Genomic DNA, 23,715 nt, shown 5'->3' on the forward strand with positions numbered 1-23,715 from the left:
TATTTCGATTTCGAAAACTTGGCAATTCTTAATTAAATTGTTTTGGCATTTTTGACCACCTGGTCAATGATCGTATTATGGACCAACCGCTTACACACCCACTCCATACCATTCAAAAAGAAAGAGCCATTATCTTCATCCTAGCAAGTCTCCAGTTTTTACATGTTTTGGATTTTGTTATCATGATGCCACTTGGGCCCGTTTTTATGGAAAGTTTCAAAATTGATGCGGCTGCCTTTGGTTTGTTGGTATCATCCTATTCGATCAGTGCGGGTGTCTTTGGACTTTTAGGAGCTCTGTTTTTAGATTCCTTCGATCGCAAGTTGAGTTTACTTGTTTTGTTTTTCGGATTTTCCTTTGGAACGTTTTTATGCGCCTTTGCAGACACTTATCTTTTTTTACTCATCGCTCGTATCATTGCAGGTGGATTTGGTGGGATGATTGGTGCTACTGTCCTTTCCATTATTGGTGACATCATCCCTGTTTTCCGAAGGGGAACGGCAACCGGTGTGGTCATGGGATCCTTTTCTGTCGCTTCGGTTGTGGGAGTTCCTTTTGGACTCGAGTTAGCTGATCGATTTGGATGGCATTTTCCTTTTTTGTCATTGGGAATTGCTGGTTTTTTAATTTTGCCTTTTGCGTATCATTTGTTGCCTTCCATAAGATACCATCTTGATTCAGATGTGAGGGTAAAGCAGTCACAACTGAAATCATTATTTGAAGTCCTATTCAAAAAATCTCATTTTGCTCCCTTTTTGTTTATGGTGTTTCTGATGTTTGGTGGATTTACAGTGATACCTTTTTTAAGTCCATTTTTAGTTTCTAACGTGGGTTTAACCATCAAACAAATTCCTTATATCTATTTTTTTGGTGGCCTTGCTACTTTTTTTACAAGTCGGTATATTGGAAAATTAGCAGATCGATTTGGAAAGTTTTTCATTTACCAAATCATTACCCTCATTGCTATATTACCGGTGATCATGGTCGTAACGATGACAAAAACATCCTTACCTGTGGTCTTAGCGATCACGACAGTGTTTATGATTTTTGTATCAGGTCGTATGGTGCCTGCCTTTGCCATGGTAACTTCTGCCGTGGAACCTCGGATTCGAGGGAGTTTTATGTCAGTCAATTCGGCAATCCAACAAATTGCTTCCGGGGCTGCATCCTATGTAGCAGGTTTGATTGTCGTCCAAAACTCAGAAAAAGTTTTTGAAAATTATGAATTGGTAGGAATGATTTCTGTTTTTAGTTTATTGTTTAGTATCTATTTAGCCAAAAAGATCAAAATAGCTGGTTGAACCAAGAACTAGCATAAGTTAGATTATACTATAATTCTAATTTTCCCGTTTCAAGAAAATCGATGATCATATGTTTTTGGGAATTTGTGATCATCTTTTTTTCTAGAAGTTGGTTCAAAATTTCTTCTGCAGTACCAATTTCGATTCCACTCAATTCAGAAAAAATAAATTGAAAGTATTTATCAATACGATGGCCAGAGATGTAGGATTGTAATTTGGCACTTGTTTCTAAAATTAAATTTTGACGGCGGACCAGTTCTTCCATCGTCGATAAAATGATCGATACTTCCGGATCTTCTGCGAATAATTGCATCATATGGTCGTAGATTTTGGGAGATTGCAAAGGAAGTTCATAAATGGAATCGCCAAGTGCAGTATAAAGGGATTTTTCTTCATCAAAATCAAGGCCAGTGTATTTGTTTAAATTGGAAACCACTTCCGATGGCAAAATGATTAAAAACTGACATGCATATTCTGGTTCTTTTAAATACCGCACAAAATATTGGATTAAGTCACAGATTCGTAAATAACTAACAAAGGTCCAATATTTGAAACTTCGAATATCAAACATGTGTTTGATTGATTTTTCGCGTTTGATGGAATCGCGAAGGTTCATATAGTTTTCGAAATCAACTTTGAATAAATAACTCAATGTATGATTGGAAAATGATTCTATTATTTCTCTAACAAGAGTTGGTTCACCAATGTACAAAAAGTAAGTGATGAGTTCTAAGTTGTCTTTTCCGTACCAAAGGAACTTTTCTAAATTTTTAGCAGGGATTTGTGAAAAAGCGGAGAATCCTATTTTAAATGTAACTTTGTCTTCTAAAAATGCTTCCAGTTTACTTTTCGCAATACAATCTTCGTCTACATCTTGTTTAGCGAATGAATGCCTGCAACTTGGAGGGCAGGCTTCATAAAGTGAAGTTCCTAAAAAACATTTTGGCATGAATTATTGCATCAACTCTCCACAATCTCTCATTTCGGGAGCGTATGGATTTTTTACTTCTTTTCCAGTCATTAACCATGATTTATCGACCATTGGACAGTAAAATCGGTTGTACTTCGATTGGTTTGGTACTTCGGCTTTTATTTGAATCAATATTTCTTGGATTTTGGAAATTTTTTCGTAACTTGTATCTAAATCCGTTTCAGAGGTTGGGATTTGAACATTGATCGCTTCCCCCCAGGATTTTAGTTTTGGGTGGTTACTTGTCATAAGTGATTGCACAGCGTTTGAAAAATCTTTCCAATCTGGTTTTGGGTTTTCGTTTAAAAAAACTTCCAAGATGGCTTGGTTCTTTATCAAGAGTGAATCCACCATTTTTTCATGATTTGCGTCAAACGGAACCACGACTTCCTTACAAGAAATGGCAAAAAAGGCGAAAACGAGGAGTGAAATCCGAAATACTTTCATAATTTGATTTTTTTTACCTTACTCGGAAATGGAATTCAAATTTTACAGCCGAGTTTGTTGGAAGGAAATTGCTTTTTTCTCGACAAAGCCGGTTTTTCAAGCATGATGACAGAAAAGTTCACGAAGGTGTAATTCCATTATGATCATTGTAGAAGGCATTGGCCACGTCAGTATCCCCGTCTCCCAACTCGACACCTCTATCGATTTTTACCGGGACATTTTTGACTTCGAATTGGAGACAAAGAAGGCTACTGAGGCAATTCTTTCTCTCGATGCATTCCGAATTCGATTGGTAAAGGCAGAGGTAGCAGATCGATCGCTTCCGATCTTAAGTTTTGTGATGGATGTGGATGATTTCACAGAAGCCATCAGCGAATTGGAAGAAAAAAACGTAAAAATCATCAAAGGACCAGAAGGAACTGATTCTGGGGAAATTCTTACCTTTGCTGACCCAAGTCAAAATCTTATCGAGATTTTTTACTCCAACTAAATCCTGTTGCTTTTTTAGTCTTTTATTCGTAACATCCTTTTGGTATGTCTTTAGAGATCCAAGAGGGTGGGCCCGAACTTCAATCCATTGCTGATTTCAAAAAAGGGTATGTTTACTTTCTCAATAATTTCCAAAACATCGTTGGGAGTTTTTTGCAATTCCTTAGTACGGGCCTAACGGAAGCAAACAAACGGGAAATCTTATCCTTTCGAAAATCTCTCGACCAAGAACTCGACAAATCACAAAAAAAAATCAAAGAAATCATCTTTAATTTAGATGAAAAACATTTATATGCCCAAGTGAGAAAGGACTACCCACGTTATTTCTCCAGGTTTATTGAAGATCAAAATCGTGATGATTTTATCCAATTCCATTTGATCTTTGAAATGTTACGGTATTTTTATATCGAAACCAAAGAAGGTTGGGAGAAATTAAAAACATCCGTTCTAAACAATCAATTCACTGATTTGGAATTCCAAAAGAATGGATTATTAAACTACCGCATATTACCTGCTTTAGAAAAGCTAAACTCATTGGAAATATTACTCAAACGAATGAGTTATATTTTGCAAATTGATAATCCCAATGCTCTAAATGAATTCAAACCCACCAAACCAAAGTATCGCGACAAAGGAACGTATCGATTATCCGCAGTATTTGAAGAATCTCTTTATGATAAACCAAAAGAATTGGAACCGGAAGACACTGGAATCGAATACCAAGCAGATGAGGTGATCAAAAATCATAAGGAAAAGTCCAAAGACAATTGGAAATCAATCAAAGAAAAAGTAAAATCAGGTGGAGAACCCAATTACATCCAAGCTTATGGAAAATACACTTGGAACTCAGACCAACATTATTTTTTCCGATATGAAATCGATAAATACCAAGCAGAAAAAGCCTTATTTAAAAATGCAATAAGTTTAGATAGCCACCTCGGTGCTGATGAACAAGTGTTACGCTCCGAATTAATCCGATCAATGACGAGTATCGAAAAAAAAAGTAAGTCTGGTGATGATTTTGAATTAGAATACCAAAATTTTTTAAAACAATTTTTTACGTTTTGCGAAAACATCATTTTAATGAATATGATGTTACCAAGCCAATTTAAATATGTGTTTTTATTTCATCTAGGACCTTCCCATTTTTATATGATTGCAAAAAAATTCCTGATGGAAGTAAACACGGGTTATGTGCATGCTCGCGGTAACGATGGAAAAAAAGTAATTCGTGTCATACCAGGTGAATATGTAAAAAAACACGTGATCGACTATTGGAATGAAGTGATTTTACCAAATGTTGGGGAAGAAAAAAACAATTTAGCACTTCTCAAAAAAATTACAGAGTTAATCGAAGAAAAATACAAAGAAATATCTAAGTTGGCAATTCAAAATTATGATGCACTTGATCCTGAAATCAAAGCATCGAAACCGAGAGAAACTATTTTTAGAGAAAACATGAACGAATGGATGGGAGCGGCCAATCTAATCGTCTTCAAACGTTTTGTGAAAAACAAATCGTTTTAAAGTACAAAACTACAAGTGACCGATTCGGCTGTGATGTAAAACTGTGTCGCAACTCCCGCTGGAAAAGGAATGATTGGATTGTTTTGCAAAACATAATCAGTAGCCTGGCAAGACCTATTAAAAACACGAACCGTCACAACGCTATCACAACCAACTGTTAAATTCCGTTCGCTTAATAATGTATCGGTTCTAAATGCTTTGGTTTCATTTCCACTATATTCAACTGAAATCCCTTGGCCTTGTTTTAATTCGATTTCAGGACCATATTGTTTATTTGTTACCGCATAACAGTCGACGAAAAATTCAGTTCCATCACAGTTCACACCTGTTTTCGAATTGGGCAAACAAGATCCACCCGATTTAGAAACGGTGATAAACCCCGAATAGGCTCCATCCGGGACTTTTGTATAAAGTTCTGTGCCTAGGTTCGCTGTGATTGTTGCGACAAGGTCATTGAACCTTACCACTGGATCCACACCAAAATTTTCCCCTTTGATGATCACTTCCGTTGCAGAATAGGTCGCATTGGAGTTGTTTTGGGCCGGTGTACCGATTTGAGGTGTCACTGAGGTGATGACCGGTGGAGAGGTGAGAAGGGCCGCAAGGGGATCTTCTGATGAAGACTTCACGCAGGAAAAACTGTTTCCAAACACTAGTGAGAATCCGATTGTGTATAAAATCCTTCTCATGGCTACCTTTTCCATTATCGGATATTTTTTCTTAGATTCATTTCTATTTTTTGTTCCCAAGGAAATTCTATGAACACTATCACACTCGAAACATTAGACAATTATGTAGCATTCATAGAGCTGAACCGACCTGAGGCTAAAAACGCCATTTCCATTCAATTTTTGCAGGAATTGACAGATTGCATTGCTAAAGTGCAAAGAGGGAACTTCCGAGCACTTGTCATCATGGGTGTGGGTGACGCATTTTGTTCTGGAGCGGATTTAAAGGAAAGAAAATCCATGTCCGAATCCCAAGTTAGGGAGTTTTTACGGAATATAAACAACTGTTTTACTCATTTGGCCGAGTTATCAATTCCTACTATCGCTTCAATCAATGGATATGCCTTTGGAGGTGGATTGGAATTGGCACTATCGTGTGATATTCGTTATGCGAGTGAATTGGCCATCATGGGTCTTACGGAAACAAAATTAGGCATCATTCCGGGAGCCGGGGGAACACAAAGACTTTCAAGAATTGTGGGAGAGGCCACCGCAATGGAATGGATCTTTTCGGGAAAAAAAATAAATGGTGAGGAGGCACTTCGCCGAGGACTTGTTTCCAAAGTAGTGGATCCTATGCAGTTAAAACAATCTTCTCTTGCCTTAGCAGGTGAGATATCGGAATCTGCACCTATAGCTGTTTCTGCTGCCAAAAAAGCAATCCGGCAAGGATTCCAATTGTCTATGGAATCGGCACTCAAGTGGGAACAATTGTGTTATTCTGAAACTCTGGCAACGAAAGATCGATTAGAAGCCTTACAAGCATTTGCTGAAAAAAGAAAACCACATTTTAAGGGAGAATGAACTTTGATTTTAACTGGTAAAGAAATTTTGAAACGATTGGGTTCTGATATAAAAATTGAACCCTATGATGAAACACTTTTAAATCCCAATTCTTATAACTTACGATTACACGAAGATCTTTTGGTTTATTCGGAATTTCCTTTGGATATGAAAAAACCAAATCCAGTGGAAACATTAAAAATTCCTGAAGAAGGTTTATTATTAGAACCTGGAAAGTTGTATCTCGGTAGAACGATTGAATTTACGGAAACTCATAATTTAGTACCAATGTTAGAAGGTCGTTCTTCCATTGGCAGACTCGGTATGTTTGTTCACATTACAGCTGGGTTTGGTGATGTTGGGTTTAAAGGATTTTGGACATTGGAAATCCAAGTGACTCATCCATTACGCGTGTATTCTGGAGTACAAATTTGCCAAATCTTTTACCATACGGTAGAAGGTGAGATTAGTGAATATAAATCTGGAAAGTACCAAGCGAACCAAGGAATCCAACCTTCCTTGTTGTACAAAGATTTTGAGAAAAAATAAGATTTAGTTCTACTAACAAACGTTACCTGCCAGCCAACTTGGTCGGCAGGTGTTTGATCAATTCAATTATTTTTTAGATTTAAATGTACAATCCCAACGAGGGTCATCTAAGTTCATAGAACCAAGTTTCACCCAATTATTGGTTTTTCCAATGAAGGTAATGGAACAGAGTGTTCCTTTTAGATCCAATCTGTTACCACCTTCTAAGGCAGTGAATTTTCCACAGTATGTTTTACCATCACGTGGGTTGTAAATTCGTCCGTTTTTATAAACACCTTCACCAACATAATCAAAACCAGTGATGAAAACCATTCCTAAATTAGGACGAGTTCTGAGTTTCGGATCTTCGTTATTGTGGTCCAAGTAAGGAGTACCAGGAACTCCCTTGTCTTTGTCTTTTTCTGGGTATGCGTTGTCTTTGATACAAACTGTTTTTCCGCAGTATTTATCTCCACACTTGAAGATTTCGATGACGGAATCTTTTTCTGGTGGAAGGTATCTTCCTAAAGCCACATCGGCATCTTGCGCGAGTAATGCAGTACTAGAGAGTAGTACGATTGCCCATACACTGAATACAATTCTTAAATTCATACAGATCCTTATTCTAAAAAATGGATTCGCTTATTTTGTCAGAATTTGAAATCTATGGCAAGCTGGATTTTTTAAAATAAAACAAGCCTCAATCAATTGAGGCTTGTTGCTTTTTCTAATAATTTTGAAAGTTTGACCACGTTTTTGTTTGTCGGATCAATGGATTGGGCTCTTGTCACATAAGTAAGAGCTCGGTCTACATTGCCTAACAACCGGCTTACATCGGCCAAATTGATCAAGTTTTGGAAATTTTCAGGTTCGTGTTTGAGGGCTTCTTGTGCGGCTTTTAACGCACGTTCATAATTCCCGAGTTTTTTCTCGGACATAGCGAGGTAATACCAATACTCACCCGAGCCTTCGTTCTCTTTTAAGAATTCAGTTAAAACTTTTGCAGCGATATCATACTCTTTGCCTTTGTAACTGACGAGTCCAAGGAACTTATTGAGTTTTTGGTTGTACGGATCGGCAAGGAATGCTTTTTTCATTACCGTAATGGCACGTTCGATTTCACCATTTTGGTAAAGGGCTTTTCCTTCTTCAAAGGCACCCGCTGTTGTGAGCGCTTCGTCCCAATCATCACCTGGGGTATCAAAAAAGTCATCAATTGGTTGTTGGGATAAATCATCTTTTGTTTGTGCGTGATGGATAGGTGTTTTTTCACTTTTGAAGACAACACTTAACATGGAGATATCATCTGTGATATCTCCTGCGTTTTTCACAAGCCTTTCCACTTCGTATATGTCTCCATCAGACTCTTCTACAAAACGTAAAACCAATGTTTCATCTTCGTTGATGGTTCGAACATCTTCGTCAGGAGTTAGGTCGATATCATCCCGACCATCCGAACCTAAGATGAGTTGGTCACCAGGAAGTAACTGGAAAGTTTGTACTTCAAATGGATACTCTGAATCAAGTCCTAGTTTTCTGAGTTTTAATTCGCTTTCGATAAAACTAGCTTTGCCGTCACGGTATAAAATGCTGTAAGGGTGTTCTGCATTAAAATACCAAACTTTACCTGTTTCATCATCAATGAGCATGACTGTGGCTGAGATCACCATGGTTCCACTAAAGGATTTGAATACGGCATTTACTTCTTCATAAACATCGGTTAGCCATTCTTCAGGTGTTCTGTTTAAAATTCGTTTGTTTCCCGCAGAACGAGCCATAATGGAGTTCATCACAACTCCCATAACGAGAGATCCACCGGCACCTTGCATGGATTTTCCCATCGCATCTCCGTTCATCACCATCGTGTAACGTCGGAAGTCGTCAGGTTTTCCTAATTTTAAGTTTCCTGTGATACAAATATCTCCACCGAGGTCTCCCGTTTTATTTCGGAATTCAAAGGTTTTCTTTTGGTGAACAAAAAAATCACATCGGATATTTTCCGATTTATTCGCGTTGAAGAACAAAGGTTTGGCGAGTAAGGATGTTAAGAAGTAATCACCATCTTGTTGTACTTTCAAACGGTGGATTTCATCCATTTTTTCTTGTAGTTCTTTGGTTCTTTCTTTTACCTTTTCTTCTAGGTTCTCTGCATAATCTTGTAGTTCTCGCCTTGCATCTCGGATAGAGGAAACCATGCCGTTAAAGGACTCTGCCAAATATCCAATTTCATCGTTTACCTTAATCGGAACTTCTACTTCTAAATTCCCTTGGTTTACTTTTTCAACCCCGGCAAGGAGTGCATACAGTGGATTGACAAGTGCTGATCGGAAGAATAGAGGGAATACAACCAATAGGACAATCATCACAATGGCAAGGATCACTAACTCTAGTTTTGCCGATTTGTGCATGTAGTTTCTATAATCGCGATAATTAAAACCTACTTCACGATTGATTTTCTTTTTTGCATCATACGTCATATAAGCTACGTAATGCGAAAGTCCGTCTAAATCTTTTCGATAATGGCGAGTTAAGTCAGGTTTGAAATAACGGAAATATTTTAACATTTCCACTTTTAAGTCCCGACCAGAAATTTCTTTTCCATCCCATTTACATTCGTTCACATGTTTCAAAATGGAGTCGCGGAAGGTATCCACATTTTTCACTTTTTCGATGTATTTGACACCTTCTTCGCAGAAATCTTCAGGATCAATGTCAGCCAATTTGTTGGTATTGATAAACGTTCTTTTGTTCAGTTTTTCAATGAGTTTGGATACTTCCGCTTTGAGTTCTTTGCCTTCTAAATCTCCATTTTCTTCTAGGAAATTCAAAATTGCATTTTTATAACCTTCAAAGTAATAAGGAGTTTTTCCAAGAATTACTTTTATTGAACTTCTGTAATCAGCTTCGTTAATCGTTAAAACTTCATCATACAATGCAGTATTGTATAAGTCAGCTTGGACAAGAGGTAAGTCCAAAGTTACATTTGTGGGAAGGTATGCCTTTTTTAAATTTTGTCCATTGGAATCATATTCGATCACAAAGACAATGTCCTTTGACCTTTCCCCACCCTCCGCAACCCGAAGTGCTTTTTGGATTGCCGTGTTGTCGTAAGAGAGTTCTTTTTCTTGGTCCACCAAATACGAAAAAGCTTGCATGATGAGTAGGATAGTCACAAACGAAATCCCGACAATTTTCACCATAAATGTGGTACGTTCTATACTATTGTTGATAAATGTAATGGTGATGATAAAAAATGAAAACGTGAAAGTTAATACAATGGCTGTTAAATATGTAGAACGTTCCATTGCACCATCACGGCTCATCACATTTGTCAAATTTGGAACAACAGCTGCAATTAACCCAGCAATCATAATGACAAAGAGTGTACTTCGTTTGTCTTTCTCAACATTGATCAGTCTGTAGGTAGGTAATGCGATAAAATTGATAAAAGAATACCCTGCGATGAATAAACTAAGGATCCGACTTGCTCCTTCTGAATTAAAATCCCAGTGGTGTGCAGTGAAGTGGTATTTTCGTTCACCTTGTGATACACTAACCAAAAACCAAAGGACAACAACTACAGCAACTGCGTAAGAAACTGCTTGGATGATGTTTGCTGCTTTTGCATTTCGGTTGTCAGGGAAACGAAAGAAGTATTGTCCAAAGTGGATGATACCAAAGATGATGATCCCACCTGTCATCCAGCGGTGGTAAGAGGCTATAGGATGATAATAAAAGGCTCCAAGCAGATAACCCAGTTGGAAAAGAGCTAAAAACAGACATGCTAAAGCAAGGTGTTTGGTGGCGACAGTTTTGTCTTTGAGAGAGAAGAAGAATGTCGACAAGACCGCAAGGAGGACAGTGACAATTAAACTACCGAATGTATAATAATTTGTTAGTATGTGGTCAACGGATAAGGTGCTTTCCATAGGGTCTTCTAGATGTGAATTTAATACGAAATCGTAACAGGGGAAAATGTGAAATCAATCCATTTTCCACTCACCCCGAGCAAATCAGAACTGTACTTTTTTGCTCGGAGGAAAGGGGAAATGGCTAACGGGTTGCGATAAAACAATCAATCCCGTCGTATTTTAACTTTGACTTGAGTGATTCAGCCTTGGCTCGGTCTGAAAAATCACCAACTTGAACGACGTATTTTCCATCTCTCGGAGTCACAAACACGTTTTGGTTGTATTCAGACTTGATGGTTTCTTGGTATTTGATTGCTCTTTCTTTTTCTTGGAAGACACCTACTTGGACCGTAAATCCTTTTCCTGCTGCAATTGGTTTTGCCACTCCAGGTTTTACGGGAGTCAATTTTTCAGGTTTTGCTGGAGTATCGTCCAAAAGGTCGGCATCATCTAAATCATCCGCCAGTTCTTCTTCCCCTTTTTTAAGGACTTTGATCCCAACTTTGGTGATCCCTTTGTCTTTGAATTCTAAGATTTCAGCGGTTTTTTCCGAGACATCCACAATCCTTTCATCCACAAAAGGCCCTCGATCGTTGATACGAACAACAGCTTCTTTTTGGTTTTCTAAGTTTTGGATTTTGACTACAGTTCCAATCGGTAAGGTTCTATGTGCACCTGTCATCTTCATCCGATCAAAAGGTTCCCCACTTGCTGTAGGACGGCCTTGGAATTTTTGTCCGTACCAAGAAGAAAGTCCCACTTCATCAAACTGAGTGGTTGGTTTTTTCGTAGGTAATTCCACGGGTGCCACTGCGACATTGGGTTTGGATTTTGCATCCAAATCGTCCATAATGGACCTTGCCACTGGGTCATTTGACCCGGATGATTTCGATTTTTGTGAACGTTCGAAGAAAATATCTTCTGGGTCACCAGAAGCACTATAATCCCTTCGCGTCGCATCTGCAGAAGTGCAGGACACGAACCACAATACAATGGTGATGAATATGAGCCTTTGCATATTTTTCCCCTTTCTCTGGACTCTTGTGTGTACCTTTCGGAAGGTTTTTCCAATCTCCTGATAAAAATTCTTTGGGGGAGAATCGATTCTGAAACGATAATCCCTCTGTATGGCACAGGAAATTTTGGCCCTTTTCAATGAAGCAGTGCGTTTGGAGCGGAATGGAGAGTGGGATCGTGCCGAGACCCAATACAAAGTTTTATTAGAAAAAAATCCTGATTACCACTTGGCATTACAGAACTTAGGTGTGATTTACGCCAAACAAGGAAAACATGCAGATGCCATTCCTCTGTTTTCCAAAGCATACAAGTTACATGCCAATGTAAAAAATTGTTATAATTTAGCAGTATCTCTCTATAAACACAACGAAACCGAAAAAGCGATTAGCTTCCTCAAACAAACGTTATCGTTTGAGAAAAAATTCATCTCTGCTCATTTGCTCTTAGCCCAGGCTTATCAAAAATTGGGAAATGATGAGAAAACTGAAGTGTATTTAAACAATGTCATCAAAATTGAACCGAACCATAAATCAGCTTTAGGAGGGCTTGCGATGTTTTATTACGAAAGGAATCGTTTTCCAGAAAGTTTAAAAATGATTGAGCGTTATTTGATTTTGTATCCAGGAAATGCTCAGTTAAAAATCATCCAATCTGAAATCTTAGCCAAACAAGGAAATTACAAAGCATCCGCCAATCTTTTAACAGCAATGGTGAAAGAAGATGTTGGTTTTACTCATTTTAATGAAACCTTACAATCTTCATGGCAAGAAGAGGATGCGATCGCAAAGGAAAGTTTGGAAAGGATCCAATCAAAAGCGAAAAAGAAATTAAAAGAATTCAAAACCAAGTTAGAACTTTCCAAGGAAAATCCTGATGAATTTTCTCCACCCGACCCCCAAGAGGCACTAGACCTAAGTTTGTTGTATCTTTTCAATGGAAACCCAGAAAAAGCGATGCAATATTTGGTATTTGCCCAAAAGATGAAGGAAAAATCAGATTCTGACGGAACTTCTTAACTTGAGACATCGTATCCCATACTTTCCATTTTTAGTCTTATTATTTCTTTTGGGTAGCTGCCGTTATCCAATTGCAAAACAAGATGCCATCGAGTCCGACACTTTATTTTTAGAAACCAGTCATCCAAATGCAAAGCAGTGCAACGACGATGCCATCCGATTGACAAAATCAATCCAATTGGATATTGCTTCTGCGACTTGGGAATCTTGTTTAGTATCGAATCCGAATGAAGTGGTAGTCCATCTGAATCGATTAAGGTTCTATTACCTTTTGGAAGAATATGAAACCTTTAAACAAAAGGTAGCAAAAGAATCACCTTCGCGAAGTTCGGTGACATACCAATCTATTTTAAAAGAATTAGACCAAAGGCTCCGTTATGAAGAAAAAGTGATATTACTTGATGCACTTTCCCGTGTGAAAGGTTGGGAATTGTATGCCTATGAAGAATTGGCTTATTATTACTTGCAAGCCGGGAATTTTGTTTATGCGGAAGGTTATTTCAATCAAATTTTAGAAGCCGTTCCGTTTCATGAAAATGCACTTTATGGGATGAGTGATATCCAAATCCACAAGGGGAATTGGTATAGTTTATTGGATTATGCAAAGTCATTAGAATTATCTGCCAAAAAGAATAAAGAATACCACTACTACTTTTTAAAAGGGAATTATGAATTGGGTCGGTATGACGTTGCACTTAAGTGGGCTGAATCTGCTTCCGCCAACGAAAAAACAGAAATCCATTTTTTAGAACTTTGGAGGGATACACTGCTTGTGTTAAAAGACCATCCAAAATGGGAAACCTTATTGCCTTATTATCGAAAGGCAAAAGAGAAAGGATATTCGGTCCCTGAATCTGTGTTTTTCCCTACCCTTTCAAAAGAAGGAAAAGATGTGAGAAAAGCAGTCCGTTCGGGCAGGAGTTAATATTTAAATCCAAGTTTTCTAAAAATAAGATCCAAATTCTTGAGATTCATTTTGTAATGAACCTCAAAAATTTCATTCATGTTCTTGGCATAAGTTCCAAATTTTTTCTGCTTGTCTCAGCTTAAGGACGTTATGCGTCCGAATGTAAGGGATTTTACTTTTTAATAAATGTAATTCGCAAGCCAATGTGGCAAACTCTCGCTCATCAATCGGTAAATTACCCAATACATTTCCTAAAAAGGATTTTCGAGAAACACTCACCATAAGCTGAGGGAATTCCAATTTTAGAATCTCTATGTCTTGCAAAACACGAAAAGAAACCATGGGATCTTCGCTCAAAAAAAATCCCATGCCTGGATCGTAACCAATTGCGGATTCTTCGATTCCTAAAGAACACAACTCATTTCGTCTATCCCGAAAAAACATTTGGATTTTTTTAATCACTTTTTCTGGTGATATGTTTGATTTGACTTTCGCAATATTTCTGTTATGCGAATGCATGATGATGAATTTCAGTTCTGGATATTTTTTTGCGTAGGATTTTAGAAATTCACGGTCCCCTTCGTATGTAAAACCCGTAATGTCATTCAAACACCGAACACCTGCCTCAATCGCTTTTTTTTGCACATTGGGACGGAAGCTATCCAAACTGATGCGAATGCCTTTTGGGACAAAGTACCGAATGACAGGTTCCACTCTGTTCCATTCTTCTTCTTCGGTGACAAGTTTTGCGTCGATGTTTGAGGATTGGCCGGAGACATCCAACCAATCAGCACCCTCTTGCAAAAGTTCGATTCCTTTGGAAATTGCATCGTCTGGGTTTAAATACTTACCTCCGTCACTAAATGAGTCGGTGGTTATGTTTAAGATTCCAAAGATTTCAGCCATGTTTTAGAGGATTCCTTGGGATGCTTCCTCTTAAAGCCAAATTTTCCCTTGGCAGAAAATTCCGTTCAGCCGATACATAGGAGAGACGGCAGATGAAAAAATTCCTGATTTCCCTACTCATTTCGGTGTTTCCACTCCTTGGCCAGCCACTTCCGAAGGTGAAGGATGTAAGGTTTTATCCACCGCTCAACACCCAAAATGTCGAATACAATCCCATCATTTCGCCTACAGGAAGGTATCTTGTTTTCCAATCAAATCGGCCAGGGGGAGAAGGGGGGATGGACATTTGGATTTCAGAAAACTTAAGTTTTCCAGACCGAATGAAATTGCCTGTTTGGTCAGCGCCTAAAAATTTTCGTGAACTCAACACTACCAATTTCGAAGGGATGTTTTCCATTCTTTTTGATGAAGAAGAAAAACCATACGAACTCTACTTTACATCTGTTCGAGATAAAACCCAAAAAGACATAAAGAAAAACCGAGAAGGGTATGACGGTTTAAACCTCTATTACACAAAAATCAACCAAAGGACAGGGCTTTGGGCAGTACCTATCCATTTAAACGAAATCAATTCTAACTTCGAAGACAAAATGCCTGCGGTTTCGCCTGATGGCTGTTCGGTTGTGTTTTCTTCTAATAGGCCAGGTGGACTCGGTGGATTCGATTTATGGATCTCCAAACGAGAACCAACAACAAAAGACACAGAAAAGAGCCCTGACAAACCAAAAATCAAATGCCGAGATGGAGTTTGGCAAAAACCAATTTCACTTGGACCCGTGATCAACACGGGGGAAGATGAAATTAGTCCGAATTTTCATTGGGATGGACTTCGGTTGTATTTTAGTTCTAACCGAGGGGACAAAAATAGAAAGTTTAGTTTTTATTACAGTGAATTGAACGAAGCAAGTGGTCAGTTTGAAACTCCGAAACTACTAGGAAATCCATTTAATACCAACCAACCACTGTCAGGCGAATCGACAGGATTTCCTTTTGATACTCCGTCAGATTATTCAACCTATAGTTTGTGGGAAGAAAGTGATAACGAGGGGATTTCGGTTACTTTTGACGACTTATGGTTTTACTTTGCATCAAATCGTCCAGGGGGAGAAGGGCAGTTTGATATCTACAGAACCATGGTTCCAGAAGACCTACGACGTACCTATGAATTTGTTTTCCGAGGTTTAGTGTTAGATGGATCGGAAGCCATCATGATTGGATTGGATTCCACATTGAAAATCTATGATGATACAAAGCCAATCCAAGTGATCACTTCTAAACGAATCGGTGCAGATCTCTCTACTGAAGACGCAGAAAATTTTCGTACCACAATTCGAACAGGCAAATTGTATCGGGTGGAAGTTTCGTCACCTGGGTTTCATCCAACAGAGTTACTCCTCGACCTTCGGGGCAATGTTGGTAAAGACAAAGAGCAGTACTCGCAGATCATTTTACAGCCGATCAGACCCATCAAAGAGAACCGTCCTGATAAAACCATCCAAGGTATTCGTTTTGTTGTGAAGGATAAAAAAACAGACCTTGTGATTCCGAATGCCATTAGCTTTTACTTTGACGATCTTACAAGGAAAGGGAAATCATTGGTGGCGAAAGATGGTCATTTTGATTTGGAAGCAACACCGACCATGGATTTTGAAATCCTGGCCCGGGCTAAAGGATACAAAGAAGAAACCTTTTTGTTTTCCAAGGAAAAAATTGCCGAGATGTCAGGGAAAGAAACGGTATTGTATCTCCGAAACATAAAAGACTTTGATGATTTGTACAATACAATTATTTATTTCCCGTTCAATGAACGAACATTGAGTGATGAAGATAAGAGAAAATTAGACCTTTTCGCGGACTTCCTCATCCAACATAAAAATGAAAAAGTTGAAATTGGTGGGCACACTGATAATATAGGGAATAAGGAATACAACATCAATCTAAGTGAAGATAGAGCACTTTCTGTTTACCAATACTTACGTCTCAAAGGAGTTCCTAAAGAACGAATGAAGGTGCAAGCCTATCATTATTCTCAACCCATCGCGGACAATGAAACGGAAGAAGGGCGATCTCGCAATAGACGTGTGAATTTTAAGAAGATAGACTAATATGATCAATCGAGTCAAAATCCATTTCGACCAAGAACGCGACTATCTTCCACTGGAAGCAGTTCGTGTTTTGCCAGAGTTTTTCAAACAAATGATGGCTGGGAATGGTTTGTACCTCAAAGGTTATGATTCACAAGTTAAGGTAAAGTTTAAGGGTGAACGCCCTGATGGAGCTCATATTTGGGAATTGGAAACAATGCCTGAAATGATCGAAACCATTTTTACAATCCAAGCCACTCCCAGTTTCCATGTTGAACTTGATTACGAACTACAAAACCAAAAAGATAATTTGTTACTTGGTAAAGTGATCGATCGTAGGCAAACCTACACCACTCGTCAAGATCCAAGAAATGAGAAAGTGAGAGGGAATGTAGTTGCTTCTAACTTTCTAATCGCAAAAACAAATATTGATTTTTCAAAACTAACTGGCGTTAGTTCTCAAGTGATATTGTCTGATATCCAAAGGACAGTTTTGAAAAATTACCCACAGTCAAAAGTAGTTTTTTTATCCTCTTCCATCCACAGTGATGAAATTGATTTGATGAAAGAGCATAAAAAACCAATTTTCATTTTGGATACAGAAACGTTTGAGTCACTTAATTCTGATGAAGTTTTTGACCCTAAAAAAACGTTTGAAGATGAATTTTTACTCGATGACAAAGTTTTAGAATACAAAAAGAAAAAAATTGGATCTTACATCTATTACCCACTTTTCATCCAGATGAAAGAAATGCATTTTTTCGCATACCTTTCATTGGAAACCGAACGAACCAGAATTCCTAGTGAAGTTTTGGATTTGTTTAAAGAGGTTGAACGTACATTTCAAGAAAGAATTATGGATTCTAATACCCATATTCTTGATATTAAACAAAACGTTTTAAACGTTTCCCGAGGTGGAGTCGCCTTGGAAGTGAACGATATGGAAATTATAAAAGCACTAAAAGTGAAACCAACTTTTACATTGGATATAAATTTTAAATTACAAGCTCCAATTCGGATGGCTGTTGAACTACGCCATTTGGAGGAAGTAAATGATTTTTATCGATTGGGAGGAAGGATTACTGGTGTGAGTGGTGATAAAAAAGCCAAAGAGATTTACCATAGTCTCATTGATTTTTTTAATTAATTCACTCGGTTCAATAGGAGCCATCATTGAAAGAACAAAAGTTAACCACAGAAAATTATAAAGGCACCAGGGATTTTTATCCTGAGGATATGCGCCTTCGGAATTATTTATTTTCCGTAATGAAAGATGTAGTTCGGTCCTATGGGTACGAAGAGTACGATGGTCCGATGGTAGAATCCCTTGATTTGTACCGCGCAAAAACTGGCGAAGAAATCGTTGGAAAACAAATTTACAACTTTATCGATAAAGGGGATCGCGAAGTGGCGATTCGCCCTGAGATGACACCTACGGTTGCGCGTATGGTGGCTAAAAAATTAAGAGAATTACCAAGACCCATTCGTTGGTTTTCGATTCCAAATTTATGGAGATATGAACAACCAGGCCACGGTCGATTGCGGGAACATTGGCAATTGAATGTCGATATGTTTGGTGTGGCAAGTAGCCGTGCCGAGTTAGAAATTTTATCTTTGGCCTGTGACATTTTATTTGCCTTTGGAGCCCCCAAAAGCAGTTTTAAGGTTACGATCTCACATAGGTCCCTTCTAGATGAATTTTTGTTAGATGGTCTAAAAGTAAGTCCGAACCAAGCGCATGAAGTTTCAAAAATTTTGGACAAAAAAAACAAAATCACCCAAGACGAATACGTTGCACTTGTCGGTAAAACGATACCAAACGATCCAACTGCAGTTTCTAAAATTGATTTATTTTTAAATTCGACTGTTGATTCACTCAAACAAATCCCGGGTATCAAAGAAGATACTTTAAAAGTTATTTCAGAGTTGTTTGAAGGAATCAAAACCATTGGACTTGCTGACATTGTTCATTTTGATCCTTCTGTAGTCAGAGGATTTGATTATTACACTGGTTTTATATTTGAAATCTTTGACACTTCTCCGCAAAACAAACGTTCGTTGTATGGTGGGGGAAGGTATGATAATTTGATTGGCCTTTTTTCCAATGAAGAATTGACAGGGATCGGATTTGGATTAGGGGATGTTACTTTACAAAACTTCTTAACTGCTCACAATTTGTTACCTAGTTTTGCCAATGATGCAACGGTTTATATCCCTCTACTCGATGATTCCTCTTTTGCAGAGAATCATAATTTTGCAAAAGAGTTACGCAAAGAGAAAATCAATGTCGAAGTTTCATTAGTTTCCCAAAAAATGGGAAAACAACTTTCTTATGCAGAAAAGAAAGGATACCGATGGATATTACTTCGAGGGGAAGACGAAATTAAATCGGGAACTGTTACGTTAAAGGATATGGCCTCAAGAAATCAGTTTACATTTAGTTTCTCGGAAGCACTTCAAAAGATTAAAGAAGAGCTTTTGAAATGAATTGGATTGGTTCCCTTGATTTAAAATTTTCCACTTGGATTCAAAAACATTTACATCATAAAAACTTGAGTTGGGTTTTATCTCGAGTGAATCGTGGAGAAATGTTTGCCTTGGTATTATTGCCATTGATGTTTATCAGTGATTTATACAAACCCGTTTACTTCAGTTTGCCATTTGTTTTGGTATTCACCTATATGACTGATCGTTTGGTTTTGGTTTTAAAAAAATATTTTGCTAGGAAACGTCCGCTCGTGAGTGTGATGGGCAAAGTGGATTCCAATCCCGATATGAAACATTCCTTCCCTTCTGCTCATAGTGCTAACTCAATTGTTGTTGCAACTATTCTTGTATTTGCCTTTGGAGAAACTCCATATTTCTTTTTCTTTAGTTTGTTTGCAGGTGTTGGGAGGTTAATTACCTTACATCACTTTGTTAGTGATATTGTCGGAGGATGGATGATTGGATTTAGTATTGGACTTGTGGCTGTTACAGTTCATTATTTTTTATGGCCAATCTTAGTAAGTTTATGAAATACATTGGTTATTTTTTTTCCTTTATCATAGTTTACCTTTTTTATTCTCCCTTTAAAATTTTACCATATAAGTGGTGTTTGTCTTACGGAATGTTTTTAACAAACTTAATCTACAAGTTTGATAAAAAACATAGAAAGGTTGCAGCAGAAAATATTTCATTTGCGTTTCCAAACTACTCTGAAAATCAAATTTTAGATTTGGTCAAAGCACATTACCAACATTTGGGAATTTTACTGGCTCACACCCTTTGGGCACCACGGATGACTCGTGCTTGGTTAGATGAATACTTAGAAGTTGATGAAAACAGCTTAAAAATTGAAGAAGAAACGAAAAAACAAGGTGTGGGTGTCATCCTCATCTCTGGTCATTTTGGAACTTGGGAGATTTTGGTACAATTCTTAGGGATTCGAATGAAGGGTGGTGGGATTTACAAAAAAGTGAGAAATCCTTTTGTAGATTCTCTTTTAAAACGAATGCGTTCCAAAAATGGAGTGGTTTTGGTTCCCGTACAAGAATCAACACAGGTGATCAAACTACTCAAACAAGGGTATTGGATTGGTTTTGGAGCTGACCAAAACGCTGGTAAGGCGGGCATTTTTGTTCCCTTTATGAACAGACAAGCTTCTACGTTCGTTGGACCAGCACTGATGGCATACCTTACTGGTGCCAAAATGCTTTATTATTCTGTGTTAGCTGGTAAAGAGGGAAAGGTCATTGTTCGAGTGAAGGATCTTGGATTTGTGGATAAAAAATTATATCCTACTAAAGATGAAGTCATCCGCCATTATACAGAACTTTGGACCAAAACATTAGAAGAAGAAGTGAAGTTATTCCCAGAACAATACTTTTGGGTGCACCGCCGTTGGCGGACTCAACCCGCTCCCGAGGTCGCAAGTAATACAACCAGTGCAATTTGAGTTTTTAAAATTTGTATACAACTCCATTTGGGGGATTACAAATTTTCTGATTCTTTGGATATAGCTAGGAAGCCGCTGGAACGAAACTAGATTGGAAGATTTGGATTAGTGGAAAGTAAGGCCAGAAGGATCTGGCCTTTGTGTTTAGATCACTCTCCTAAAAGAGCGAGTGTTGGTTTGTGGCGAATGGAACCATTTTCTGCGATCATACAAGCATTGATGATTTCATCTTCCAAATTGATGTTAAATTGTTTTTCTTTGTTCACAAACAACTTCAGAAAGTTAACAATGTTTTTTGCATACATTTTACTTGCATCCATTGGTTGGGTACTTTGTAGGTTTGAGTTTCCGATGATGGTGATCCCTTTGTAAACGATGGTTTTATCATTTTCTGTTAACTCACAATTTCCACCATTTACTGCAGCAAGGTCAACGATCACAGAACCTTGTCTCATTTTATCTACCATCTCTTTTGTGATGAGAACAGGGGCCTTCCTTCCTGGGATGAGGGCAGTTGTGATGATGATATCTGCTTTTTCAGCATACTTTGCAATTGCTTCTTTTTGGCGTCTTTGGTAATCTTCCGATTGTTCCACTGCATAACCACCTGTGTTGGATGCATCGGCGGCACCTTCTACTTCCACAAATTTTGCGCCTAGTGACATACACTGTTCTTTCACTTCAGGTCGAGTGTCAAATACGTCGACAACAGCACCTAACCTTCGCGAGGTTGCAATTGCTTGTAATCCTGCAACACCAGCACCTAAAATCAAAACTCTAGCAGGTGTTATCGTTCCAGCGGCGGTTGTCAACATTGGGAAAAATCGACTGTAATTAGAAGCGGCAAGTAATACTGCTTTGTATCCAGAAACTGTTGCTTGGCTACTAAGTACGTCCATGGATTGGGCACGTGTGATCCGTGGGATTGTATCCATTGAAAAGATTTTGAAGGAAGCAGTCGCAATTTCTTTTACTTTTTTTGGGAATGCCAAAGGAGAAAGAGTTGCAATGTAAAGTTTGTCTTTTCCAATTTTTTTGGCACTAGTTTCATCCAGTGCATGAATGGAAACAATGATGTCAGAACCAGATAAAATAGAATCTCTTGATTCTACAGATGCTCCAACGTCTTTATAATCTTGGTCAGAGAAAAATGCATTATCCCCAGCAGTGGATTCAATAGAAACACTGAATCCTAATTTTTTTAGAGGATCAATCACATCTGGAGTGATCGCAACACGATTTTCAAACGATGGTTCTTTGATTACACCTATTTTCATTTTATACTCTTTTGCTAAAATATTCGATTGTCTTTTTTACACCTTCCACAAGTGGAACAGTGGTTGCATAATTCAATTTTTCTTTCGCCAAACTAAGATTTGGTTTTCTTCTGGTTGGGTCATCTTGTGGAAGTGGAAGGTAAATGATTTTGGATTTACTTCCTGTTTCTTTGATCACAAGTTCAGCCAATTCTTTTACAGTAAATTCGCCTTCATTGCCTAAATTCACTGGTCCTACAAAGTTTTCGACATTCATCATATCGATGATACCTTTTACGAGATCATCCACAAAACAAAATGACCTTGTTTGGCTTCCATCACCATAAATCGTAATGTCTTCGCCACGTAAGGCTTGGACAATAAAATTGCTGACCACACGGCCATCATCAGGAATCATCCGTGGCCCATATGTGTTAAAAATTCTAATCACACGGATATCGACGCCATGTTGCCTATGGTAATCAAAACATAGAGTTTCGGCGACACGTTTCCCTTCATCATAACAACTGCGGATACCAATGGTATTCACGTTCCCCCAATATGATTCGTTTTGTGGGTGCTCCAAAGGGTTTCCATACACTTCTGATGTACTGGCTTGCAAAATCCGAGCCTTCACTCGTTTCGCAAGGCCAAGCATATTCATCATCCCTAATACATTCGTTTTGATCGTTTTGATAGGGTTACTTTGGTAATGAACAGGAGATGCTGGGCATGCCATATTGTAAATTTGATCCACTTCTAGTTTGATTGGATCGGTAATGTCATGACGGATGAGTTCAAAATTGGGATTCGAAAGTAAGTGGGTGAGATTTTCCTTTCGTCCCGTGTGGAAATTGTCTAAGACAATGATTTTGTTTCCCGCATTTAACAAACTTTCTGCCAAATGGGACCCGATGAAGCCGGCTCCACCGGTAATGAGAATTCTTTTTGCCATTGAGATTCTATATTTGTGAAGTCGGTGTCCTACGCAAATGAAAATTTGCGCGAAGGATTAGCCCTGGTTGTCTTTCGAGGGTGGTTCCAAAAAGAAATTGGGAGGCAAAACGATCCCACTTTCTGGGTCAACTCCTCGTTTTTCTAACCAAAGTTTGGCCTCTGGTGACAATTCACCTGGGAATCGTTCAAACTGTTCCAAGGATTCTTGCGGTTCGTGGTGTCCTTCATGGGAGAGTGAGGATCTGAGTGACATAAATATGATCCCGATGCTGAGTAGGGACCAAAGTGTTGCAATGAGGTAACCCAAAATGATGACCACAGTTGGAATTTCTTCGTTTTGTAAATCCTCTGGGCCAAGTCCAGCCATCCAAAATGCTAAGATCCCAGCATCCGTTTCTGTCAAACGGTCTGCAAAATCGGATAAATCATACAAGGAATACAAAGAGATACTCGTCCCCAAAAATACAAGGGATAGGATGGATGCAGTTTCACCTAACATTCCGACTACGAGGATTCCAACACCCCAAAAGATTCCTGTAAAATAGGCCAAATCTCCGAGTTTCGAATACAATACACTGACGGAGATTAAAAACAACCCAAACAAAATCATTGTTTGGCGAGCATGACGTCCTTGGAATCCTAATCGTAATAACATAGCCCCAACCAGGGAAGAACCGATATAACCTGCTGATACAACGAGGATAAAGGAACCTCGGAACGAAGCTGGGATTGCAATGGTTTCGCCACCTTCATTTCCGTGTAAGGTTATGCCCTTGACTACGCCACCGCTAAAGAGGGCGGCTGTGGCATGGCAGATCTCATGAATGAGAACCACAAATTCTTTTAGATAAGATGTGAATTGGTGATCCCAAAACGCCACTAAACTCAAAATGAGAGATAAAAAAATGACAAACTTAACTGGTTTCTCTGCCATCATCGATTTAAGTATCG

Annotated in this window: 22 protein-coding genes; 12 read left to right on the plus strand and 10 right to left on the minus strand. The window is 38.4% G+C overall.

Features of this window, described 5'->3' with window-relative positions:
- The first annotated feature begins 77 nt into the window (after nucleotides 1–77).
- A complete protein-coding gene (locus EHQ62_RS02485; RefSeq protein ID WP_135640680.1) occupies nucleotides 78–1,301 on the plus strand; it encodes an MFS transporter in 1,224 nt (407 codons plus the stop codon).
- A 28-nt stretch (nucleotides 1,302–1,329) separates the two neighbouring features.
- On the opposite strand, the gene EHQ62_RS02490 is transcribed toward EHQ62_RS02485, so the two are convergent.
- Both EHQ62_RS02490 and EHQ62_RS02495 read right to left on the minus strand, forming a co-directional pair.
- The gene (locus tag EHQ62_RS02490; protein WP_135640681.1) at nucleotides 1,330–2,250 is read right to left on the minus strand and encodes a hypothetical protein; all 921 of its coding nucleotides are present in this window, start codon (nucleotides 2,248–2,250) and stop codon (nucleotides 1,330–1,332) included.
- A gap of 3 nt (nucleotides 2,251–2,253) precedes the next feature.
- Nucleotides 2,254–2,718 carry a DUF3347 domain-containing protein gene (locus tag EHQ62_RS02495; protein WP_135640682.1) on the minus strand — a complete coding sequence of 155 codons (465 nt, stop codon included), beginning with the start codon at nucleotides 2,716–2,718 and terminating at the stop codon, nucleotides 2,254–2,256.
- A 139-nt stretch (nucleotides 2,719–2,857) separates the two neighbouring features.
- Between EHQ62_RS02495 and EHQ62_RS02500 the strand changes: the two genes are divergently transcribed.
- Together EHQ62_RS02500 and EHQ62_RS02505 are read left to right on the plus strand one after the other, a co-directional pair.
- Nucleotides 2,858–3,208, plus strand: coding sequence for a VOC family protein (locus EHQ62_RS02500; protein WP_135640683.1), 351 nt, complete (start codon nucleotides 2,858–2,860; stop codon nucleotides 3,206–3,208).
- A gap of 44 nt (nucleotides 3,209–3,252) precedes the next feature.
- Nucleotides 3,253–4,734: a hypothetical protein gene (locus EHQ62_RS02505; RefSeq protein ID WP_135640684.1), complete on the plus strand. Its 1,482-nt coding sequence runs from the start codon at nucleotides 3,253–3,255 to the stop codon at nucleotides 4,732–4,734.
- Here EHQ62_RS02505 and EHQ62_RS02510 read toward each other — a convergent pair.
- Nucleotides 4,731–5,423, minus strand: a complete 693-nt coding sequence (locus tag EHQ62_RS02510) for an LIC10067 family putative lipoprotein (RefSeq protein ID WP_135640685.1) — start codon at nucleotides 5,421–5,423, stop codon at nucleotides 4,731–4,733. The two genes, EHQ62_RS02505 and EHQ62_RS02510, sit on opposite strands and share 4 nt — an antisense overlap.
- A 69-nt stretch (nucleotides 5,424–5,492) precedes the next feature.
- On the opposite strand from EHQ62_RS02510, the gene EHQ62_RS02520 reads away from it, so the two are divergent.
- Together EHQ62_RS02520 and dcd are read left to right on the plus strand one after the other, a co-directional pair.
- Nucleotides 5,493–6,266, plus strand: a complete 774-nt coding sequence (locus EHQ62_RS02520) for an enoyl-CoA hydratase-related protein (RefSeq protein WP_135640687.1) — start codon at nucleotides 5,493–5,495, stop codon at nucleotides 6,264–6,266.
- 3 nt (nucleotides 6,267–6,269) lie between these two features.
- Nucleotides 6,270–6,794 (plus strand): dCTP deaminase, encoded by a 525-nt coding sequence (gene dcd, locus EHQ62_RS02525; protein ID WP_135640688.1) that lies wholly within the window; start codon nucleotides 6,270–6,272, stop codon nucleotides 6,792–6,794.
- Between the two features lie 66 nt (nucleotides 6,795–6,860).
- Here dcd and EHQ62_RS02530 read toward each other — a convergent pair whose 3' ends face one another.
- The 3 genes from EHQ62_RS02530 to mpl36 form a co-directional block, all read right to left on the minus strand.
- Entirely contained in the window at nucleotides 6,861–7,385 is a 525-nt protein-coding gene (locus EHQ62_RS02530) for a DUF2147 domain-containing protein (protein WP_135640689.1), read from the minus strand.
- A 92-nt stretch (nucleotides 7,386–7,477) separates the two neighbouring features.
- Entirely contained in the window at nucleotides 7,478–10,702 is a 3,225-nt protein-coding gene (locus EHQ62_RS02535) for a SpoIIE family protein phosphatase (RefSeq protein WP_135640690.1), read from the minus strand.
- A 124-nt stretch (nucleotides 10,703–10,826) separates the two neighbouring features.
- Nucleotides 10,827–11,702: an RlpA family plasminogen-binding lipoprotein MPL36 gene (gene mpl36 / locus EHQ62_RS02540; RefSeq protein ID WP_135640691.1), complete on the minus strand. Its 876-nt coding sequence runs from the start codon at nucleotides 11,700–11,702 to the stop codon at nucleotides 10,827–10,829.
- 109 nt (nucleotides 11,703–11,811) lie between these two features.
- Between mpl36 and EHQ62_RS02545 the strand changes: the two genes are divergently transcribed.
- Both EHQ62_RS02545 and EHQ62_RS02550 read left to right on the plus strand, forming a co-directional pair.
- A complete protein-coding gene (locus EHQ62_RS02545; RefSeq protein ID WP_135640692.1) occupies nucleotides 11,812–12,717 on the plus strand; it encodes a tetratricopeptide repeat protein in 906 nt (301 codons plus the stop codon).
- Between the two features lies 1 nt (nucleotide 12,718).
- Complete coding sequence (locus EHQ62_RS02550; protein WP_135640693.1) at nucleotides 12,719–13,642, plus strand: tetratricopeptide repeat protein; 924 nt, start codon at nucleotides 12,719–12,721, stop codon at nucleotides 13,640–13,642.
- Between the two features lie 72 nt (nucleotides 13,643–13,714).
- Here the strand turns inward: EHQ62_RS02550 and folP are convergent, their stop codons facing one another.
- Nucleotides 13,715–14,530, minus strand: coding sequence for a dihydropteroate synthase (gene folP, locus EHQ62_RS02555; protein ID WP_135640694.1), 816 nt, complete (start codon nucleotides 14,528–14,530; stop codon nucleotides 13,715–13,717).
- A gap of 92 nt (nucleotides 14,531–14,622) precedes the next feature.
- On the opposite strand from folP, the gene EHQ62_RS02560 reads away from it, so the two are divergent.
- From EHQ62_RS02560 to EHQ62_RS02580, 5 genes are read left to right on the plus strand one after another with little or no spacing between them, the layout of a single operon-like run.
- Nucleotides 14,623–16,635, plus strand: a complete 2,013-nt coding sequence (locus EHQ62_RS02560; RefSeq protein ID WP_135640695.1) for an OmpA family protein — start codon at nucleotides 14,623–14,625, stop codon at nucleotides 16,633–16,635.
- Nucleotide 16,636: 1 nt separating this feature from the next.
- Nucleotides 16,637–17,761, plus strand: a complete 1,125-nt coding sequence (locus tag EHQ62_RS02565; protein WP_135640696.1) for a DUF1577 domain-containing protein — start codon at nucleotides 16,637–16,639, stop codon at nucleotides 17,759–17,761.
- Nucleotides 17,762–17,787: 26 nt separating this feature from the next.
- A complete protein-coding gene (gene hisS, locus EHQ62_RS02570; RefSeq protein WP_135640697.1) occupies nucleotides 17,788–19,101 on the plus strand; it encodes a histidine--tRNA ligase in 1,314 nt (437 codons plus the stop codon).
- Entirely contained in the window at nucleotides 19,098–19,631 is a 534-nt protein-coding gene (locus EHQ62_RS02575) for a phosphatase PAP2 family protein (RefSeq protein WP_135640698.1), read from the plus strand. Before hisS ends, EHQ62_RS02575 begins: the two co-directional genes overlap by 4 nt.
- Nucleotides 19,628–20,551, plus strand: coding sequence for a lysophospholipid acyltransferase family protein (locus EHQ62_RS02580; RefSeq protein ID WP_135640699.1), 924 nt, complete (start codon nucleotides 19,628–19,630; stop codon nucleotides 20,549–20,551). Before EHQ62_RS02575 ends, EHQ62_RS02580 begins: the two co-directional genes overlap by 4 nt.
- 149 nt (nucleotides 20,552–20,700) lie before the next feature.
- On the opposite strand, the gene EHQ62_RS02585 is transcribed toward EHQ62_RS02580, so the two are convergent.
- Genes EHQ62_RS02585 through EHQ62_RS02595 form a run of 3 tightly spaced genes read right to left on the minus strand, consistent with a single transcriptional unit; the run spans nucleotide 20,701 to nucleotide 23,701 of the window.
- Nucleotides 20,701–21,828 (minus strand): Re/Si-specific NAD(P)(+) transhydrogenase subunit alpha, encoded by a 1,128-nt coding sequence (locus tag EHQ62_RS02585; RefSeq protein ID WP_135640700.1) that lies wholly within the window; start codon nucleotides 21,826–21,828, stop codon nucleotides 20,701–20,703.
- Between the two features lies 1 nt (nucleotide 21,829).
- Nucleotides 21,830–22,762, minus strand: coding sequence for a UDP-glucuronic acid decarboxylase family protein (locus EHQ62_RS02590; RefSeq protein ID WP_135640701.1), 933 nt, complete (start codon nucleotides 22,760–22,762; stop codon nucleotides 21,830–21,832).
- Between the two features lie 57 nt (nucleotides 22,763–22,819).
- Nucleotides 22,820–23,701, minus strand: coding sequence for a M50 family metallopeptidase (locus EHQ62_RS02595; RefSeq protein WP_135640702.1), 882 nt, complete (start codon nucleotides 23,699–23,701; stop codon nucleotides 22,820–22,822).
- Nucleotides 23,702–23,715: the final 14 nt, after the last annotated feature.

Origin of the sequence: Leptospira jelokensis (genome assembly GCF_004769635.1) — a bacterium.
GTDB lineage: Bacteria > Spirochaetota > Leptospiria > Leptospirales > Leptospiraceae > Leptospira_A > Leptospira_A jelokensis.

Coding starts and splice junctions, on each gene's coding strand:
- EHQ62_RS02530 (WP_135640689.1), bottom strand. CDS start 7,385: ATGAATTTAAGAATTGTATTCAGTGTATGGGCAATCGTACTACTCTCT.
- EHQ62_RS02505 (WP_135640684.1), top strand. CDS start 3,253: ATGTCTTTAGAGATCCAAGAGGGTGGGCCCGAACTTCAATCCATTGCT.
- EHQ62_RS02535 (WP_135640690.1), bottom strand. CDS start 10,702: ATGGAAAGCACCTTATCCGTTGACCACATACTAACAAATTATTATACA.
- EHQ62_RS02565 (WP_135640696.1), top strand. CDS start 16,637: ATGATCAATCGAGTCAAAATCCATTTCGACCAAGAACGCGACTATCTT.
- EHQ62_RS02575 (WP_135640698.1), top strand. CDS start 19,098: ATGAATTGGATTGGTTCCCTTGATTTAAAATTTTCCACTTGGATTCAA.
- EHQ62_RS02495 (WP_135640682.1), bottom strand. CDS start 2,718: ATGAAAGTATTTCGGATTTCACTCCTCGTTTTCGCCTTTTTTGCCATT.
- EHQ62_RS02580 (WP_135640699.1), top strand. CDS start 19,628: ATGAAATACATTGGTTATTTTTTTTCCTTTATCATAGTTTACCTTTTT.
- EHQ62_RS02560 (WP_135640695.1), top strand. CDS start 14,623: ATGAAAAAATTCCTGATTTCCCTACTCATTTCGGTGTTTCCACTCCTT.
- EHQ62_RS02520 (WP_135640687.1), top strand. CDS start 5,493: ATGAACACTATCACACTCGAAACATTAGACAATTATGTAGCATTCATA.
- EHQ62_RS02490 (WP_135640681.1), bottom strand. CDS start 2,250: ATGCCAAAATGTTTTTTAGGAACTTCACTTTATGAAGCCTGCCCTCCA.
- EHQ62_RS02500 (WP_135640683.1), top strand. CDS start 2,858: ATGATCATTGTAGAAGGCATTGGCCACGTCAGTATCCCCGTCTCCCAA.
- EHQ62_RS02485 (WP_135640680.1), top strand. CDS start 78: ATGGACCAACCGCTTACACACCCACTCCATACCATTCAAAAAGAAAGA.
- EHQ62_RS02545 (WP_135640692.1), top strand. CDS start 11,812: ATGGCACAGGAAATTTTGGCCCTTTTCAATGAAGCAGTGCGTTTGGAG.
- folP (WP_135640694.1), bottom strand. CDS start 14,530: ATGGCTGAAATCTTTGGAATCTTAAACATAACCACCGACTCATTTAGT.
- EHQ62_RS02510 (WP_135640685.1), bottom strand. CDS start 5,423: ATGAGAAGGATTTTATACACAATCGGATTCTCACTAGTGTTTGGAAAC.
- EHQ62_RS02585 (WP_135640700.1), bottom strand. CDS start 21,828: ATGAAAATAGGTGTAATCAAAGAACCATCGTTTGAAAATCGTGTTGCG.
- EHQ62_RS02590 (WP_135640701.1), bottom strand. CDS start 22,762: ATGGCAAAAAGAATTCTCATTACCGGTGGAGCCGGCTTCATCGGGTCC.
- mpl36 (WP_135640691.1), bottom strand. CDS start 11,702: ATGCAAAGGCTCATATTCATCACCATTGTATTGTGGTTCGTGTCCTGC.
- EHQ62_RS02595 (WP_135640702.1), bottom strand. CDS start 23,701: ATGATGGCAGAGAAACCAGTTAAGTTTGTCATTTTTTTATCTCTCATT.